The organism is Streptococcus sp. FSL E2-3494, from assembly GCF_038007085.1.
Lineage (GTDB): Bacteria > Bacillota > Bacilli > Lactobacillales > Streptococcaceae > Streptococcus > Streptococcus thermophilus.
Window position 1 is genome coordinate 751,301 of sequence record NZ_JBBOWN010000001.1, and the last position, 17,162, is coordinate 768,462.

General features: G+C 38.6%; 10 protein-coding genes and 5 pseudogenes. 13 read left to right on the plus strand and 2 right to left on the minus strand.

What is annotated here, in order from left to right:
- Positions 1-66 precede the first annotated feature (66 nt).
- From rimM to NST05_RS04030, 8 genes and pseudogenes are all read left to right on the plus strand, one after another.
- Entirely contained in the window at positions 67-585 is a 519-nt protein-coding gene (gene rimM / locus NST05_RS03995) for a ribosome maturation factor RimM (RefSeq protein ID WP_084828975.1), read from the plus strand.
- Complete coding sequence (trmD, locus tag NST05_RS04000) at positions 575-1,294, plus strand: tRNA (guanosine(37)-N1)-methyltransferase TrmD (protein ID WP_011226285.1); 720 nt, start codon at positions 575-577, stop codon at positions 1,292-1,294. Before rimM ends, trmD begins: the two co-directional genes overlap by 11 nt.
- Before the next feature lies 1 nt (position 1,295).
- Entirely contained in the window at positions 1,296-2,294 is a 999-nt protein-coding gene (locus tag NST05_RS04005; protein ID WP_084828974.1) for an NAD(P)/FAD-dependent oxidoreductase, read from the plus strand.
- A 152-nt stretch (positions 2,295-2,446) separates the two neighbouring features.
- Positions 2,447-4,861: a DNA translocase FtsK gene (locus NST05_RS04010; RefSeq protein ID WP_084828973.1), complete on the plus strand. Its 2,415-nt coding sequence runs from the start codon at positions 2,447-2,449 to the stop codon at positions 4,859-4,861.
- A gap of 270 nt (positions 4,862-5,131) precedes the next feature.
- Positions 5,132-7,386: pseudogene (pulA, locus tag NST05_RS04015) on the plus strand (type I pullulanase).
- A 74-nt stretch (positions 7,387-7,460) separates the two neighbouring features.
- A pseudogene (locus tag NST05_RS04020) lies at positions 7,461-7,721 on the plus strand (1,4-alpha-glucan branching protein GlgB); the annotation flags it as partial.
- 42 nt (positions 7,722-7,763) lie between these two features.
- A pseudogene (locus NST05_RS04025) lies at positions 7,764-8,871 on the plus strand (IS3 family transposase); the annotation flags it as partial.
- Positions 8,866-8,985, plus strand: a pseudogene (locus NST05_RS04030) (1-phosphofructokinase); the annotation flags it as partial. The pseudogenes NST05_RS04025 and NST05_RS04030, both read left to right, overlap by 6 nt.
- Positions 8,986-9,081: 96 nt before the next feature.
- Here the strand turns inward: NST05_RS04030 and NST05_RS04035 are convergent.
- A complete protein-coding gene (locus tag NST05_RS04035; protein WP_220018205.1) occupies positions 9,082-9,936 on the minus strand; it encodes a helix-turn-helix domain-containing protein in 855 nt (284 codons plus the stop codon).
- Positions 9,937-10,275: 339 nt separating this feature from the next.
- Between NST05_RS04035 and NST05_RS04040 the strand changes: the two genes are divergently transcribed.
- The gene (locus NST05_RS04040) at positions 10,276-11,373 is read left to right on the plus strand and encodes a radical SAM protein (RefSeq protein ID WP_340742902.1); all 1,098 of its coding nucleotides are present in this window, start codon (positions 10,276-10,278) and stop codon (positions 11,371-11,373) included.
- Between the two features lie 362 nt (positions 11,374-11,735).
- Here the strand turns inward: NST05_RS04040 and NST05_RS04045 are convergent, their stop codons facing one another.
- Positions 11,736-12,740: an IS5-like element ISSth7 family transposase gene (locus NST05_RS04045; RefSeq protein ID WP_011681261.1), complete on the minus strand. Its 1,005-nt coding sequence runs from the start codon at positions 12,738-12,740 to the stop codon at positions 11,736-11,738.
- Positions 12,741-12,820: 80 nt separating this feature from the next.
- Here NST05_RS04045 and NST05_RS04050 point away from each other — a divergent pair, with 80 nt between their 5' ends.
- The 4 genes and pseudogenes from NST05_RS04050 to NST05_RS04065 all read left to right on the plus strand — a co-directional run bounded on the left by NST05_RS04050 (position 12,821) and on the right by NST05_RS04065 (position 17,143).
- Entirely contained in the window at positions 12,821-14,368 is a 1,548-nt protein-coding gene (locus tag NST05_RS04050; protein WP_084828972.1) for an ATP-binding cassette domain-containing protein, read from the plus strand.
- Between the two features lie 224 nt (positions 14,369-14,592).
- A pseudogene (locus NST05_RS04055) lies at positions 14,593-14,931 on the plus strand (GNAT family N-acetyltransferase); the annotation flags it as partial.
- A 105-nt stretch (positions 14,932-15,036) separates the two neighbouring features.
- A complete protein-coding gene (locus NST05_RS04060; protein WP_084828970.1) occupies positions 15,037-16,566 on the plus strand; it encodes a DUF1310 family protein in 1,530 nt (509 codons plus the stop codon).
- Entirely contained in the window at positions 16,547-17,143 is a 597-nt protein-coding gene (locus NST05_RS04065) for a hypothetical protein (protein ID WP_084828969.1), read from the plus strand. The genes NST05_RS04060 and NST05_RS04065 overlap by 20 nt, the downstream gene beginning before the upstream one ends.
- Positions 17,144-17,162: the final 19 nt, after the last annotated feature.

Here is a 17,162-nt window from a genome sequence, read left to right on the forward strand (position 1 = left end):
TCATGGGCTACTTGATAATTCGTTGACTCATGGTTTGATTTGAATAAGAAATAATAAGGAAGTTGAATGACATATTATAACGTTGGAAAGATTGTAAATACACAGGGATTGCAGGGTGAACTTCGTGTTTTGTCTGTAACAGATTTTACGGACGAACGTTTTAAGAAGAAGAGTGTACTAGCTCTTTTTGATGACAAAGATAATTACATCATGGATGTTGAGGTTGCGAGTCACCGTAAGCATAAGAACTTTGATATTGTTAAGTTTAAAGGTCTTTACCATATCAATGATGTAGAAAAGTATAAGGGCTGTAGCCTAAAGATTGCTGAGGAAAATCTAACAGATCTTGATGACGGTGAATTTTACTATCATGAAATCATTGGTCTTGATGTCTATGAGGGTAATACGCTAATCGGTCAGGTTAAAGAGATTCTCCAACCGGGTGCTAATGATGTTTGGGTAGTGAAACGTAAAGGGAAAAAAGACCTGCTCTTGCCATATATTCCACCAGTTGTTCTTGATGTTGACGTCACAGCCGGTCGTATTGAGGTTGAGCTCATGGAAGGATTAGACGATGAAGATTGATATCTTGACTCTATTTCCAGATATGTTTGCTCCTTTGGAACACTCCATTGTTGGTAAGGCAAAGGACAAGGGCATCCTAGAAATCAACTATCACAATTTCCGTGACAATGCGGAGAAGGCACGTCATGTAGATGATGAACCCTATGGTGGTGGACAAGGCATGTTGTTACGTGCTCAGCCAATTTTCGATACCTTTGATAAATTAAATGTGACTAAGCCTCGCGTTATTCTCCTAGATCCTGCAGGTCGTACCTTCAATCAGGCCTATGCTGAGGAATTGGCGCAAGAAGAGGAATTAGTTTTTATCTGTGGCCATTATGAGGGCTATGATGAGCGTATCAAAACTTTAGTGACTGACGAAATATCACTAGGAGACTTTGTCTTGACTGGTGGAGAGCTAGCCGCTATGACTATTGTAGATGCCACTGTCCGCTTGATTCCTGAGGTTTTAGGCAAGGAAGCCAGTCACAAGGATGATAGTTTCTCATCAGGTCTTTTGGAGTTCCCACAGTACACTCGCCCAGCTGAATTTCGTGGCATGAAGGTGCCAGATGTACTCTTGTCGGGCCATCATGTTAATATTCGACGTTGGCGTATGGAGCAGAGCTTGCGAAAGACTTGGGAGCGTAGACCTGACCTCTTGGAAAACTATGATTTTACAGACGAAGAACGTCAGATTTTAGAAGAGATAAAATCAGAAGGAAAATAAAATGTCAGAAGAAAAGATATACGATATTACTATTATCGGTGGTGGACCAGTCGGCCTTTGGGCCGCCTTTTATGCCGGCCTACGTGGTATGACTGTGAATATTATCGAGAGTTTGTCAGAGCTTGGTGGTCAGCCTGCCGTTCTCTACCCAGAAAAGAAAATCTATGATATCCCAGCCTTTCCTCAGACGACAGGTGCCGAATTGACAGAAAATCTCTTGATCCAGCTTAAGCGTTTTGAAGATCGTGTCAGCATTCACTTAAAAGAGGAAGTTCAAACTTTTGAAAAAACAGATGGTATCTTCACAATCGCTACTAGCAAGGGTCAACACTTGTCCAAGGCTGTCGTCATTGCTTGTGGAAATGGTGCTTTTGCTCCACGTCCTTTAGGTGTGGACAATGAAGAAGATTTTGCGAACAATAACTTGTTATATAATGTGCATAGTCTGGACCAATTTGCTGGCAAGAAGGTTGTGATTGCTGGTGGCGGTGATTCAGCTGTTGACTGGGCCAATCACTTGGATGGTGTTGCTGAGAGTGTGACCTTGATTCACCGTCGTGATGCCTTTCGTGCCCATGAGCATAGTGTGGAGCTTCTTTATCAATCATCAGTTAATGTGATGACACCTTATGTCCCCCTCGAAATTAAGGGTGAAAATGGTCATGCTCAAAGCTTGACTGTTCAGAGAGTTAAGTCGGATGAAGTTGTAGAATTGCCAATCGATGCCCTCGTTGTTAGCTTTGGTTTCTCTACTAATAACAAGAATCTTCGTAACTGGAATGTCGACTACAAACGTTCTAGTATTACTGTTAATGCTCAGTTTGAAACTTCACAAGAAGGTGTCTATGCTATTGGTGGTGCGGCAGAATATGATGGTAAGATTGATTTGATTGCGGTTGGTATGGGTGAAGCTCCTATTGCTATCAACCAAGCTATTCAATATATTGAACCAGACGGTAAGAATCGTCCGGTTCACTCAACATCATTAATTGAAGAATAATTAAAAAAAGAAGAGATAAGTCACTCGAAGTGGGCGAACAGGGAGATTTTCTACTATTACCTTAGGAAAGTCTCAAAAGATGACCTTGTCTTCAATCTTAAGAGAGACTCGTCTCTCTTTTTTCGTGTCTAAAAACATGGTATAATACATTTATGGCTACAACGAAAAAAATGAAAAAAGGGGCGGCTTCTAAGAGTGGTAAGAAGCGTCTCACAAAAGCAGAATTAGACAGACAGAAGGCGATTAAGCGAATGCTATGGACCTTCTTTTTTGCCTTTGTCTTAATTTTCCCAGTTTTTCGATTGGGTTTCTTTGGGATTACACTATATAATCTCTTTCGAGTGTTCGTGGGGAGTATGGCTTATCTCTTGATTTTTGCCATCTATATCTATCTCTTTGGTTTTAAATGGTTACGGAAACATAGTAACTACGTGACTGGATTTTGGATGGTCTTTGCAGGTCTTCTACTCGAGTTTCACGCCTATCTCTTTAGTCTAGAACGCATGGATGGGCTAGATATTTTTCCGGGGACTAAGGATTTGCTTTTTGGGGATTTGGTGAGTGTTCAGGTGGCTCGTTTTGCGGGTGGTGGTATGTTGGGTGCACTCTTGTACAAGCCTATTTCCTTCCTCTTTTCAAATATTGGTAGCTTCATGATTGGGGGCTTGATTATTCTATTGGGTGCTTTCATTTTTAGTCCTTGGGATGTTTTAGATATCATGGATTATGCAAAAGACATCTGGCAGAGAGGTGCCGAGAAGCATTTGGAACGAACGGCCAAACGTCTGGAGAAGAAGGCGGAACGTCAGGCTCAGAAAGAGCGTGAAGCGCAAGAACGTGCCGAGAAAGAGCGTCTGGCCGATTTGATTGTCGACGAGGAAACGGGTGAAATCTTGGACGATGCTTCAGAAGAGTTACCACAAGAAGCCGAGATTTTTGAACCTGAACCTGAAATCAGTGATTATGCCTCTGAGGATTACTATGATAATCCGCCTCCAGGGGATCGTGAGGATTTCCAAGATAGTTATGTTCCCTATCCGGAGGAATTGCCAACCGAAGAATTCCCACCATCTATTGTGGTTGAGGGAGATGATGCTCCTGTTGAGGTTGATTTTACACCGAAGGAACTCCTACAGTATAAACTTCCTGATATAGATCTCTTTGCACCTGATAAACCAAAGAGTCAGTCTAAAGAGAAAAATATCGTTCGTAAGAACATCCGAATCTTAGAAGATACCTTCAAAAGTTTCAACATTGATGTCAAGGTTGAGCGGGCTGAGATTGGACCGTCTGTAACCAAGTATGAGGTCAAGCCTGCTGTTGGGGTCCGAGTCAATCGTATCTCTAATTTAGCGGATGACTTGGCTCTGGCTCTTGCTGCAAAAGATGTCCGTATTGAGGCACCTATACCTGGAAAATCTTTGGTTGGTATCGAAGTACCTAATTCCGAGATAGCAACAGTTTCTTTCCGTGAACTTTGGGAACAGTCTAAGACGGATCCTAATAAGCTCTTGGAAGTTCCTCTTGGTAAGGCGGTTGATGGTTCGGCTCGTAGCTTTGACCTAGGTCGTATGCCTCACTTGTTAGTGGCTGGATCAACTGGTTCTGGTAAATCTGTTGCGGTTAATGGAATCATCTCTAGTATTCTGATGAAGGCCCGCCCAGACCAGGTTAAGTTCCTCATGGTCGACCCTAAGATGGTTGAACTTTCTGTTTACAACGATATTCCTCATCTCCTTATTCCTGTGGTGACCAATCCACGTAAGGCCGCCAAGGCTCTTCAAAAAGTAGTTGATGAGATGGAAAATCGTTACGAACTCTTTAGTAAGTTTGGCGTGCGTAACATCGCAGGCTATAATTCCAAGGTTGAGGACTGGAATGCCAAGTCGCAAGAGAAACAGATTCCCTTGCCTTTGATTGTGGTTATCGTTGATGAGTTGGCTGATTTGATGATGGTGGCCAGTAAGGAAGTGGAAGATGCCATCATCCGTCTGGGACAAAAGGCACGCGCGGCTGGAATTCACATGATTCTTGCAACCCAACGTCCATCAGTTGATGTTATCTCTGGCTTGATTAAGGCCAATGTGCCATCTCGTGTGGCCTTTGCTGTGTCTTCTGGAACAGATAGTCGTACCATTTTAGATGAAAATGGGGCAGAAAAACTACTTGGACGCGGGGATATGCTTTTCAAACCGATTGATGAGAATCATCCTGTTCGTTTGCAAGGGTCCTTCATTTCAGATGATGACGTGGAACGTATTGTGACCTTTATTAAGGGGCAGGCTTCAGCTAACTATGACGAGAGCTTTGATCCTGGTGAAGTTTCAGAGAATGATTTTGGTAGTGGTTCATCCACTAATAGTGGTAGCTTGGAAGGAGATCCTCTCTTCGAAGAAGCGAAAGCATTGGTATTGGAAACACAAAAAGCTAGCGCTTCCATGCTTCAGCGTCGTCTGTCGGTCGGATTTAACCGTGCTACTCGCTTGATGGAAGAACTAGAAGAAGCCGGAGTGATTGGACCTGCTGAAGGCACTAAGCCACGTAAGGTTTTGATGACTCAAGAGTGATGATAGGAAAAGTACTACCCACCATTTACATATGTTTTAAATATAATAAAAGGATGAGAGAGTAACTGTTTCGGCGCAAATTTTCTCATTCTTTTTTTATGTTCAAAATAGACCAAAAAATTGCAAAACATCCCATAAGAACGCTTACAAAACGAACATTTTCTTCTATAATAGTAGAAAAAGTGAGTAATAAAAACTAAGGAGTAAAAAAATGACAATTTATTAACCGTTCATTTTCATAGTATGCATGGCGACTATTCCCGATACAGTATGTGGAAGTGGCTAGATTGTTATTGGGGCGAAGAGGCCCATTTTTCACGTGAGGATGATTTTGGCCTTGTTGGTCAGGTTACTTCTCCCTCCAATCGTTTTATTGATTCTGTCAATCTTTTGGTCAAAACGGAAGACTGGTCGAGGCAAACACATGATTATCGTGTCCGACGCTTCTAGGGGGTGCTCCCAATGCTATTTGGATAGTTGAAGGTGATCCAACGGTTTATTATTCTAAACAGGCAGCCTTGACTAGCCATAGTTTTGAGGGTCGCGATCAGCATGCCTTTGATATGGCTCTTCGTAGACAGGAATTTGACCAGAAGTGGGTTTTTCAAGGCTGGTTAGGGCATAAGTATGAAAAAGGGGCGACAGAGTTTCGCCTTTGGTCACCCCTAGCTCGTTGTGTGCAGCTCTTACTTTTTAAAAAGGGGAGTAAAAATCCTAAGGTCATTAAGATGAGTCGAGGAAACAGTGTCAATAAGGACCGTCATGAGATGAATACTCAGGGTGTTTGGAGTGCCACTGTCAAAAAGCATCTAGATGGGGTAGCTTACCAGTTTCGTGTTTATCATGAGGAAAGCTTCTATCAGGATACGAGAGATCCTTATAGAATCGCACTTAGTTTAGATAATAAAAAAAGTTTGGTGGTCGATCCTAAACGACTTGTCCCACGAGGATATGAAAAGGTTACCAAACAAAAAGCGAGTTGGCGTAAGGCAAATGCTTGCTCATCCGTTATCTGTGAGATGCACATCCGTGATTTCTCAATTTCAGAGACGTCTGGTGTTAAGAAATCCTATAGAGGAACCTATCTAGGTGCCTGTCAGAAAGTGACAAAAAATGACAAGGGAGATGTGACTGGCTTTGATTACCTCAAACTCATGGGCTACAACTATGTCCAGTTGCAACCGGTCTTTGATCACCATAAAACCTACGATAAAGATGGGAAGCTTCTCTACAACTGGGGGGATGACCCTTAGAATTATAATGTCCCGGGTCGTCAGTTTGCTGCTGATCAAAAGAATCCCGTGGCACCAATTTTAGAGCTTAATAAAATGATTCAGACCTACCATGAGGCAGGAATAGGGGGTCATCATGGATGTGGTATATAACCATACTTACTCATCTTACAGCTCTACCTTCCAACTATCTGTGCCGGCTTATTACTACCGTATGCATGACAATGGGTCTTTCCAAGACGGGTCAGGATGTGGAAATGAAACAGCCAGTGAAAAGGAAATGTACCGTAAGTATATGATTTATTTTTTGACCTATTGGGCAGAAGAATTTGGAGTGGATGGTTTCCGTTTTGACCTTATGGGCTTGCATGATGTTGCTACTATGAATGCCATTCGTTCGGCCATGGATGATATTGATCCTAGGATTCTTCTATATGGTGAAAGATGGGATATGGGAATTGATCTTCCTGAGACCAAAAGGCCAAGAAGGATAATGCAGCCTTGATGCCTAGAATCGGATTTTTCAATGTTAATGCGCGTGACGCGGTCAAGGGAGCAGAGGTCTATGGGTACATCAGTAATGGCTATGTGTCTGGAGCCCCATTGGAAGACTAGATTGCCAAGAGTCTGCTTGGTAGCCGTGGTTTTTTAAACTACCTCATGCCAGGTCAGGGCCTCAACTATATTGAAGCTCATGACAATTACAATTTGAATGATCTTATGCATCATTTGCATCCACATGATTCGCCAGAAGATATTGAAAAACGTATCTACTTGGCAAATGCTCTTAATCTAAGTATGCAAGGGATGTGTTTCATGCAGTTGGGACAAGAATTCCAGCGTAGTAAGATGGTTGCAACAGGTGGAGATGGAAATTACACAGAAGAAGATGTTAAGCGTGCTATGAATAGCTACAATGCCCCTGATGAAGTAAATAGGGTGGATTGGAATCAGGTGACTCTTAAGAAAGAATTGATTGATAAAATTGCCAAATTAATTGAACGCAAGCGAACAGTAGCAGAATTTTCATATCGTTCATATGCGGATATATATGATAATCTCTATGTCGCAAAAGCGGAGTACGATTCAGGTATTGTTGAATTACACATTTCTGGAAAATTACGTAAGACTTTTGTGTTCAATAATATGAAAAAAAGATTTGGAGATTTACTGGCGAGACAGTCAAAAAATGTTATAATACAGAAAACGTTTACACAAGCAGTTTTATTCACTCGTGAGCCCGATCAATCTGAAGGATTTTCTAGTGTATTTACATATATTTCAATGTTTTAATTTCTTGATAGTTAGATCTATCAAGGCTAGTTTTAGGAAGGAGTGATGGTATGAATCTCGATGAAGCCATGTAAACGTTTGGAACAGGTGAGAACTTCCACCTTCAGAATCATCTGGGTGTGCATTAATTGGAGAGATAAGAAGGATTTGTCTTCCGTGTGTGGGCCCCTCATGCTGAGCAGATTCAGGTAATTGGAGATTTCACAGGTTGGTTTGATGAACCTCTGGATATGACCAAAAACCATATCGGTGTTTGGGAGGTAAGTTCAGCCCTTCCTGAAGAAGGGCAAGTTTATAAGTTCTTGGTGAAACGTAAAGGTGATGTTATCCTTAAATCTTAGAGTCACTATTGTATAATTTAGACAAAGGACAAAAACATGAAAAAACGCTATTCAAAAGAATTTAAAGAAACCCTTATCGCCTTCTATCATTCTGGTCAATCCGTCACCCAGCTGTCTAAAGAATACGACGTGGCCCCTGCAACAATTTATAAATGGATAGACCTCTGCTCTAAATCTAATGAAAGCTCCGTCTCTAAAGCTGATTTTCTAGAATTAAAAAGACAACTGGCTAAAGTTAAGGAAGAACGAGACATCTTAAAAAAAGTATTGACCATATTCGCCGAGAAAAAGAAGTGAGTGCTGCGGATATGGCTCAAACCATACAAACTTTAGCACTCAATGTCAGACTAAGCTGTCAACTCCTTGATGTTCCTGAATCAAGTTATTATGAACGGATTAACCGACATCCATCTAAAACTCAATTAAGGAGACAATACCTGTCACTCAAAATTTCTCAACTCTTCAATGCTAACCGAGGAATCTATGGTGCTCCTAAAATTCATCATCCTCTACTTAAACAAGGGGAAAAAGTCGGGTTAAAACTCGTACAGAAGCTAATGAAGCAACTTCAACTCAAGTCTGTAGTCATTAAGAAATTTAAGCCTGGATACTCACTAAGTGATCACATCAATCGAAAAAATCTCATACAGACTGAACCTACAAAGAAAAATAAGGTTTGGTCAACCGACATTACTTATATTCCTACTCAACAAGGATGGGCTTATCTCTCAACCATTATGGATCGTTATACTAAAAAAGTCATTGCTTGGGATTTGGGCAAGCGAATGACTGTAGAATTAGTGCAAAGAACTTTAAATAAGGCCATTAAATCACAAGACTATCCAGAAGCTGTTATTCTTCATTCTGACCAAGGAAGCCAGTATACGAGTCTAGAGTATGAAGAGTTGCTTAAGTATTATGGGATGGCTCACTCTTTCAGTTGAAGGGGATACCCTTATCATATGCCAGTCTTGAATCTTGGCATGGACATTTAAAAAGAGAGTGGGTGTATCAATTTAAATATAAGAACTTTGAAGAAGCCTATCAGAGTATTTTCTGGTACATCGAAGCCTTTTATAATTCAAAACGAATCCATCAAAGTTTAGGGTATCCTACACCTAATCAATTTGAAAAGGTAAGTGCCGATGATGTGGTTGTTTTTGCTGGATCAGCACCAAGCAATCTTGGAAACAAGGTCTATAACAAATTGATCCCACTAGTGCGTGAAACTGGTGCACAGGTTGTCTGTGACTTTGAAATAAATTTATGCTTTTGGTGAATAAATTTATTTCAAAGTCAAATACTTATCACAAAAAAATCTAAGTGTTTTCTATGTTGAAATAAAATTAGTTAGTTATGCTAGTTGAGATGTGTTTTTTCTAAAGTTATCATCCCATTCCTTCACTGCCTCAGGATTAAAAATAATATTAATTGTCTCTAGAATAGTTTGATGTATTTTTAAAGCCTCCTCTTTGTCAACCCAAAGATAATCAAATATGGCTTTAAGTTCATGTAGATATAGTTTTTCAAAAGAAAAATAGGTTGGATAATTTTTGTTAAATAATAATGTCAGAAGTTTTTGGCTAGCGTTTCTTTCTTTTCGTTCTAAAAAAACAGATAGGCAGTTTAGGACGGTATCAATTTTAATACGATCTAGGTTATTTTTTAGCGACTGAGGAGTATCTTCGAGAATAGTATTAGTGAGGACTATAAGAGCATCCGATGTAAAATAAGGGACGAGATTACCAAGCAGACCGACATCAAGATTTGTCCAGTACTCTAATGAAATAAAGTAGTCAGTGAGTTGAAAAATGGTATCTTGAGGAACGGTTAATTGCTTTAGTTCGCAGATGATTACCTCTAAAACGCGAGCTATAATTTTGTAAATGTATTGACCTTTCTGATCTGATAACTCATAGAGATATGATTTTAGTTCGGAAAGTATCTGAGTATCTTTGTTATTCAGTGCCTCTTCTAACTGCTCGGTTAGCTGGTAAAAATCTTTGTCTCGGAAATCTTTCCATTCAAAGAATTCATTAATTTCAACTAACATAAATCCTAGAAGTCGAAATAGAACATCATTAGAAAGGGTTGTATGACCATTTTCAAAATCTGAAATACTGGTGGCAGAACCAGCAATTTCTCCAAGTGCTTTTAAAGATAGTTTTCTTTGCTTACGAATTGCCTTAAATTTTTCTCTATTAGTCATGTTCGGATTTCCGAAATTTTTCCTTTTCACATTTTTTATATTATATAATACTGATATCAAAAAGGAAAGGGAAAGAAACATGGTTATCAATGAAATTGTTGAACATGATTTTTATCAAGATTATGATATCTTCAAAAATTTTGTATGCGGTTCAGGCTGCTAAATGCATTCCGATCAATCCTATGTTCACTTTGTCGCTAATACAATTGACCAGTCATTGAGTTAGTAGTTCTCTCGAACTTATGTGGAAGTGTTCACTTTGTTCTTATAAATAATATTTCAAGAGCAGAGAGAGTATGCTTTCTGCTCTTGAAATATTATTTATAAGGAGAAGTTTTGATGAAGTATTCACGTTATGTTGTATCAATCCCAAAGAAAGAACATACCTTTTTGTTTAATACAAAGAATAATTTGGCGGTTAAAATTGAAAATCGTTTATTTGAAAAAAATGAAACTGATAGTAAAACTAGGAAGCAATTTTATAATTTTCTTTATACAAGAAAATTTTTACCAGAAAGAAATGAGTTGGAAGAAGCAGTACAAATGTTTAGGGACAGAGATGTATCAACTCTTAGAATCATTATACTTGCTCATGGAGATTGTAATTTTAGATGTAAGTATTGTTATGAAAAATTTGTAGATTGTACCATAGAATCACAAAAATCGAGTATTTTAAAATTTGTGAAAAATAAATTTGAACAATACCAATTTAAAGATATTCATGTTTCTTGGTTTGGTGGGGAGCCTCTTTTAGGTTATAGAGACATTTTAGATATTTCCAAAGCACTAATTGAGTTATCATCAACCTATGGAATTCGCTATCATTCTGATATGACGACTAACGGCTACTTGCTAAATAGTAGAACTTTGTCAAGGTTGGTCACAGAATGTCAAGTCCAGTCCTATCAAATTACAGTTGATGGAACTAAAGAGGGTCATGATAATCAACGGGTTTTAAAAAATGGACATGGTTCGTATGATCGTATAATAAAAAATCTTAGCAATGCTCAGAAATTAGACTTGAACTTCCATATACTAATACGATTAAATGTTTCCAAAGAAAATTATTCAGATGTGGAGAATTTCTTAGTAACAGATGCGCAATTATTTAAAAGGGACAAGAGATTTCAATTACTTTTTAGAAATGTTGGTGATTGGGGATGTGGGGATAGAAAAGAAGGATACGAGGTTAAAAGATTTGCAGAGGATGTTTCTTTTGAACTATCTCAAAAAGCAATTAAACAAGGATACAATTTATTTGATCACTTATTGTTTAGAAGTAATTTCTATGCCTACTATGCTCAAAAAGAGCATACCTACACCATTGATACAAAAGGAAACCTTTTAAAATGTACGGTAGCATTATATGATGAAGAAAATAAAATTGGAAATTTAGATAGTTGTTTATCGATGATCAAAAACAAAAACCCTGGATAAACAACTATGAATTTTCACAGAAATGTTCGAAATGCCAATTATTATTGATTTGTAAAGGTTGAGCTTGTCCTAAACGTGATATTTTTAATGAACGGACGTTTAATGAAAAGTGCCAACGTATGCGACAAAATATTTTACAAAATTTTGAACTTGCGATTTTATCCAATAAGGTCAATTATGAATTGAAGGTGGAATGAGATGGGAACTATTTTTAGGCATATTTCAAAAACTAAATTATGGGAACCTCTAAAAACACCAGTAGAGCATCTAGAGCGTCAAATTTATCTTTAATCTACAGTTTATTTCTTGTAAATTTTTGTTTGTGAGTCTTACTCAAGGCTATTTCCCAATTTTTGGGCGCACTAAGCCCATGATTTCAACCCTAGTCGTTTAATCTGTTCAAATCGAAAGATGTTATAGAGGAGGTTGGTTAAGGTCACATTTGTCTTTGCCCTATCCATTCCAATCCCTCTAAAGGTACTTCCCTTCATGCTATTTTCAATAAAACCAAAAACATGCTCAACTCGACAACGGACTTTGGCAATATGACGGTTAATGTTCTTGTCAGTATCGGTCAATGGTTTATTTCGGAAAGCACGACGGACGGTATGGTGTTGGCAGTTGTCAGGAACACTTTTCCCCACATAGGCACTATCATCAAATACAGGTTCGTTGGCATCACAAAGAGAAGCTAGAACATTGGAGTCATGTATACTAGCTGTTGTGACGCCATAATCTTTGATTAGCTTTGATTTTCTATCAACACAGACGTGATTTTTATAGCCAAAGTAACGAACACCCCCTTTTTGAGTCCAGCTCCCATCGATATCTTTTTGGCATCGTTTGGCTTTGTTCCAACCTTCTACAGTTTCATGCGCTTTGATTTTCTCGTTTTCCTCACGGGAATTGCGTTGCTTAGGACATTCCACAAATGAAGCATCAACTATTTGACCTGTGTGGGCAATCAAACCTTCGTCCGAGAGTTGAGTATAGAACAAGTCGAATAATTCCTTTTCGCGACCTGATTGAGTCAAGCGATCTCGATAAAGCCAGATAGTTTTTGAATCTGGGACATTATCTTCGTGGCAACCAACGAAACGACGAAAGGATAAGCGATCAAGCAATTGATATTCCATAGCATCGTCAGACAAGTTATGTAATCGTTGAAGTAAAAGGACTTTGAACATCATGAGGTAATCAAGGTGAGGACGACCTCCACGACCAATAACTTTATTCTTGCGAGAAAACAATTCTGATAACAAGGGGAGAAAGAGTTGCCAATCCATGACAGCGTCTAGACGTTCCAATGGATTACCTTTTTCAGTGAGTTTTGACAAGATTTTTTCATCATCAGTAAATAAATGCATCGTGTTTAACCTCGTTTATCGAGTTTTATACTTGTATTTCTATTATCTCATTTTATAGGTTTTTTGAGGAGTTTTTAGAGGTGCCCTTATTTTTTTATTTATTATTTTCGCTACTATATTCCTTACAAGGCTTAGTTACTTCATTTCTCATACAGGGAGCAGGAAAAGTTGATGTAAATGACAATCGAATGATACTAACATTTGGATTAAGTGGAGTGTTATTATTTGTCTTTATCTATGCTTGTATGTATGTCAATAATATCCTAGCACGAGCAATCATTGAAGAATTTAATGTTCTTATTTCTAAAAAAGCTATTGAGACGTTCTATCAAAGAACATTGCAATACAGTCCATCAGAATTAAATTCCTTTTTAGCACAAGATATTCCAATGTTTTGGCAAGAGTATCTGGCCCCGCTCATTATTTATCCTATCTTTGGACTATCTATTCTAGCTTCTGTGTTCTATCTTTTGATACAACATATCCAACTAGGTCTGATGTTTACAGTTGGGGGATTTTTAATGATTATACCCCAGTTTATCTTTCATAAGATGTTGAAGAGACGGGGGGAGGAATTAAGTAAAGCTAGAGAAAACAGTATGGCTTCTATCACAGATTTTACCAAAGGAATAGATACTATTCGTAGTAGTCAGGCTAGCCATCAGTTTTCAGCCCATGTGTTGGATGCTATCAAAAACACTGAAAGGAAGCAATACCATTATTTTATAAGTCATAATTTAGTCATGTTTTGGACAGGACCTCTCAAAGGTATAGGGCTAGTTATCCCTCTGATGATAGGCTTATTTTTGATGAGAACAACCTCTTTAACTCTGACGACATTACTGGCCATGATGACGGCCTCGATGAATCTTATTTCTCCATTACAACAATTGCTAGAAGGTACTTCTAGTCTACAATCCTCCACAGCTATTAGAGATAAGGTAGTTTCTATTTTACAGTTAAGTGATGGATTTACTGAAGTAGAGGAAAAAAACGTTGAAGGAAGAAAATTATGTATTGATATTGATCATTTGAGTAAATCATTTGGAGAAAAAAATCTCTTTCAACAGTTATCTCTTAATATTCCTTTTGGAAAAAAGGTTTTACTGACGGGAGCAAGCGGTAGTGGAAAATCTACTCTGTTTAAACTTTTAAGCGGTGAAGATACTGAATTTTCAGGAACTATTTCTTTTGAAAGTGAGAATGGAATGTCTTTTAAGCCATCGTATGATTGTGTATCAGTCATTCATCAAAAGCCTTATATTTTTAAAGGTAGTTTAAGAGATAATGTAACTCTCTTCCAAGATTTTTCAGACAGTAGTATAATAGATGTGTTACAGAAAGTTAATCTTCTTAAGGAAGTTGGCAATAATCTTGAACTATACCTTGATGGACAAAATCTATCAGGTGGTCAAATGATGAAATTAGAACTTGCCAGAGCTTTGCTTAGATTGAAGCCCATTCTACTTGTTGATGAGGTAACAGCTTCATTGGATGATACGAATGCCAAAGAGATTCGACAGCTTATTTACTCTCAAGATTGTACAATTATTGAAATTGCTCATAAATTCAATAAAGATAATTATGATGAGGTTATTAAGTTAGAAGATTATAGATTTCGTGATTAACACAGAGTTCAAATTGAAATACAATCCAAAATATTGCATTTGATAATCAGTTGTATTGAAAATAAAATACAGTTAGAATTCTGCAAGTGTCTGATACTATGCTATTTTAGACTAATTGAAAGCTAACTTTTTATTTTCCCCTAATCAATTTGAAAAGGTAAGTGCTTGAAATAAATAGATTAAAATTCTACGTTTGTTACTCTAAAAACTTGACTTAACGTCACTTTGCCATCGTACCTCAAATGCGGAGTCATGGCTACGGAAGTGAGATTATTGATAAACTGGTGGACTTTTATGGATCATCGCGTTCTATGGTCTTGGAAGTAGAACGCTTGGATGAACCAAATGACAATCCTAAGCAACGTGAGGCATGTTGGGATTTTTATAAGCGTAATGGGTTCAAGACTTCCAATGCCTTCTTGGAATATGAAGGTTTAAGCTTTGAGATTCTCTATCGTGGTGATCACTTTGACGAAGAAGCCTACAGAGATATATTCCGCAAACTTCAAGAAAAAGCTTATTTTGACTTAAATATTAAGCATCGTCGCTTGAGTGATTTATAAACAATCAAACCAAACAGGTCTTAGTCGACCTGTTTTTCATTTGTTTGCAGCGTTTGCCAATAGTTTTCAGAATATTTTGTCCTCCTATGCTATAATGTAAGTACTATGAAGAAAGTAATTTTACAGTATCTGGCAAGTGCTCTGACTGTAATCCTTATACTTGGTCTTGTGGTTTCTAACCGACAGCGAAATCAATCTCTGGTAAAGAAGGTCAAAGACCCTGAGATTTCCTATATTTATCAGGATTCTTTGGAAAATCTAGACAGACTGGCCCTTAGTCATGCTGGGGTTATCCAATCTTATCAACTCGACGATCTGTCTGTTAGGAAGGAAGATGGGAAGATTCGCTTAGTTCTCCATGTCAATCATTCATATGATATGCAGGTAAATCTTGTCCTCAAAGCAGATATCTACGGTGATTTATCTGTGGTTCAAGCTACGCCATCAAAAGCTTTAAAGCTTGCTTTGGAGGACGAGTCTTATCAGAAACGGTTGACCTTGATTTCTCAAAAAGAAGATGCCATTATGGCTCGTGACCACTGGGATCCGACCATTAAGCCTGCTTATGTGGCTCAGGTGAGAAGTAAGATGAAGAAGACTTCCCTAACCCAGCTAGACAAGGTTCTACAGGATATTGACCAAGAAAGTAAGGAAGTAGGCTCAGATACCTATACAGACTTTTTTCAAGCTTCTCAACTACCTAATCATGACAAGCTTGATTTGGTTATGACTCACATGCAGGTTTATGTGGATAAGTACCAGTTCCTCCAGTTAGGAAAGTCAGGTTATAAATTTTCCAAAAAGCTAGAGCCGACCAGTCCTTTTTACAGTTACTTCCGTGAGGCTATTATGGAGACGTATCAGACGGATTTAGGGCTTGGTATAGATGACTTAGGTATCAAGCTCCACCTTTTTAGGTCTTGGATTGATAAGCAGTCCATGGACTATATTAGGACCAATTACAAGGGCAAGACGGATTTAGACAAGCTTCTGGCTTACAGCAAGGACAAGAAGATTAAGTTGGATTATACTACAGGTGCTTCCTATCATAATCGAAGCTTGGGAGACTTTACCTATCCAGAGAACATGAAAATTCAGCTACCTCAGACCAGTGTCATGGGAGCTTACGGTGTCAGCAATTCCCGCTTTATTGAATTTATTGTCAATATGGATACAAGGAAATTTGTTTCTGAGTGGAATGTCTACAAGAAAAGGAAAGACGGTAGCATCGACTCTAATCCCAAGCATTACAAGATTGAAGATGGTGCTGACATTGCCGATACGGACTCTGCTAACTATGGGCTGTCTAAGGGATTGAATGCTGACCTACCAGCCTATCTCAATAATAGCCATACCTATCTCGACGTTCGTCACCCTACCGACAATGCGATTAGACGCAAGATGGTTCGAAAGTGGAAAAATGCCAAGAATGTCTTAAACGGTGGGCACTATGCTGATATTGTTAAAAAGGGAGGCTTGAAAGACCTTGAAACATGGAGACAAGTTAAGACAGAAGACAGGCTTCAGGTCTACAATGCTTACCTTGATTATATTCGTTCTAATCTTGTGCTCAATGGGTTTGACAGCTTTTACCAAGAAAGCTACAAGCCCCAAGGTGGAGACAAAAAAGAATGAGACCCTAGATAATGTTTTCATCGCTAAAAATTTCTATCGTGTAAGGGATGCCTACGCCATCAAGCTCTATAGGCAGGATGAAGGGATGTCCTTTGATGTGGCTGGCCAGAGACTTTTTGGGTCAAATATTGCCATTAAGGATGGTATCTTGTATGGGTCTAGTCTTGGTGACTTGACTATTGAAGCTTATTTTCAAGGGGAGTTATCCTACCTTTTAGTAGCCACTCAAAAGCTACCTGTGGATAAAAATCGTATTAAGTCTAACCATTATAGTCAAGACATTACTCTTAAGAAGGTTTGGTCTAGTCTGGAAGGGCAGGAGTCTTTCAGTAGTATCATCACTCAGTTTCAGGACAAGGACTTGCTTAAGTTGCGTATCAGCTACAACAAGGATTTCCTTCCTACCAAGATTCAAGGTTTTTACAATAGCCAAACGTTTAATGGTTGGCGGGACCTATTTTATATAGATTATCCATATAGAGATCAGGAAGCCTTCAACCAGGCTCAAGATGCCTATATAGAGCGCATCCAGTACATGGAAGCTCATCCTGAGGAAGAAGCAGGAGAGTGTGGCTAATAGAGTAAAAGCACCTTTA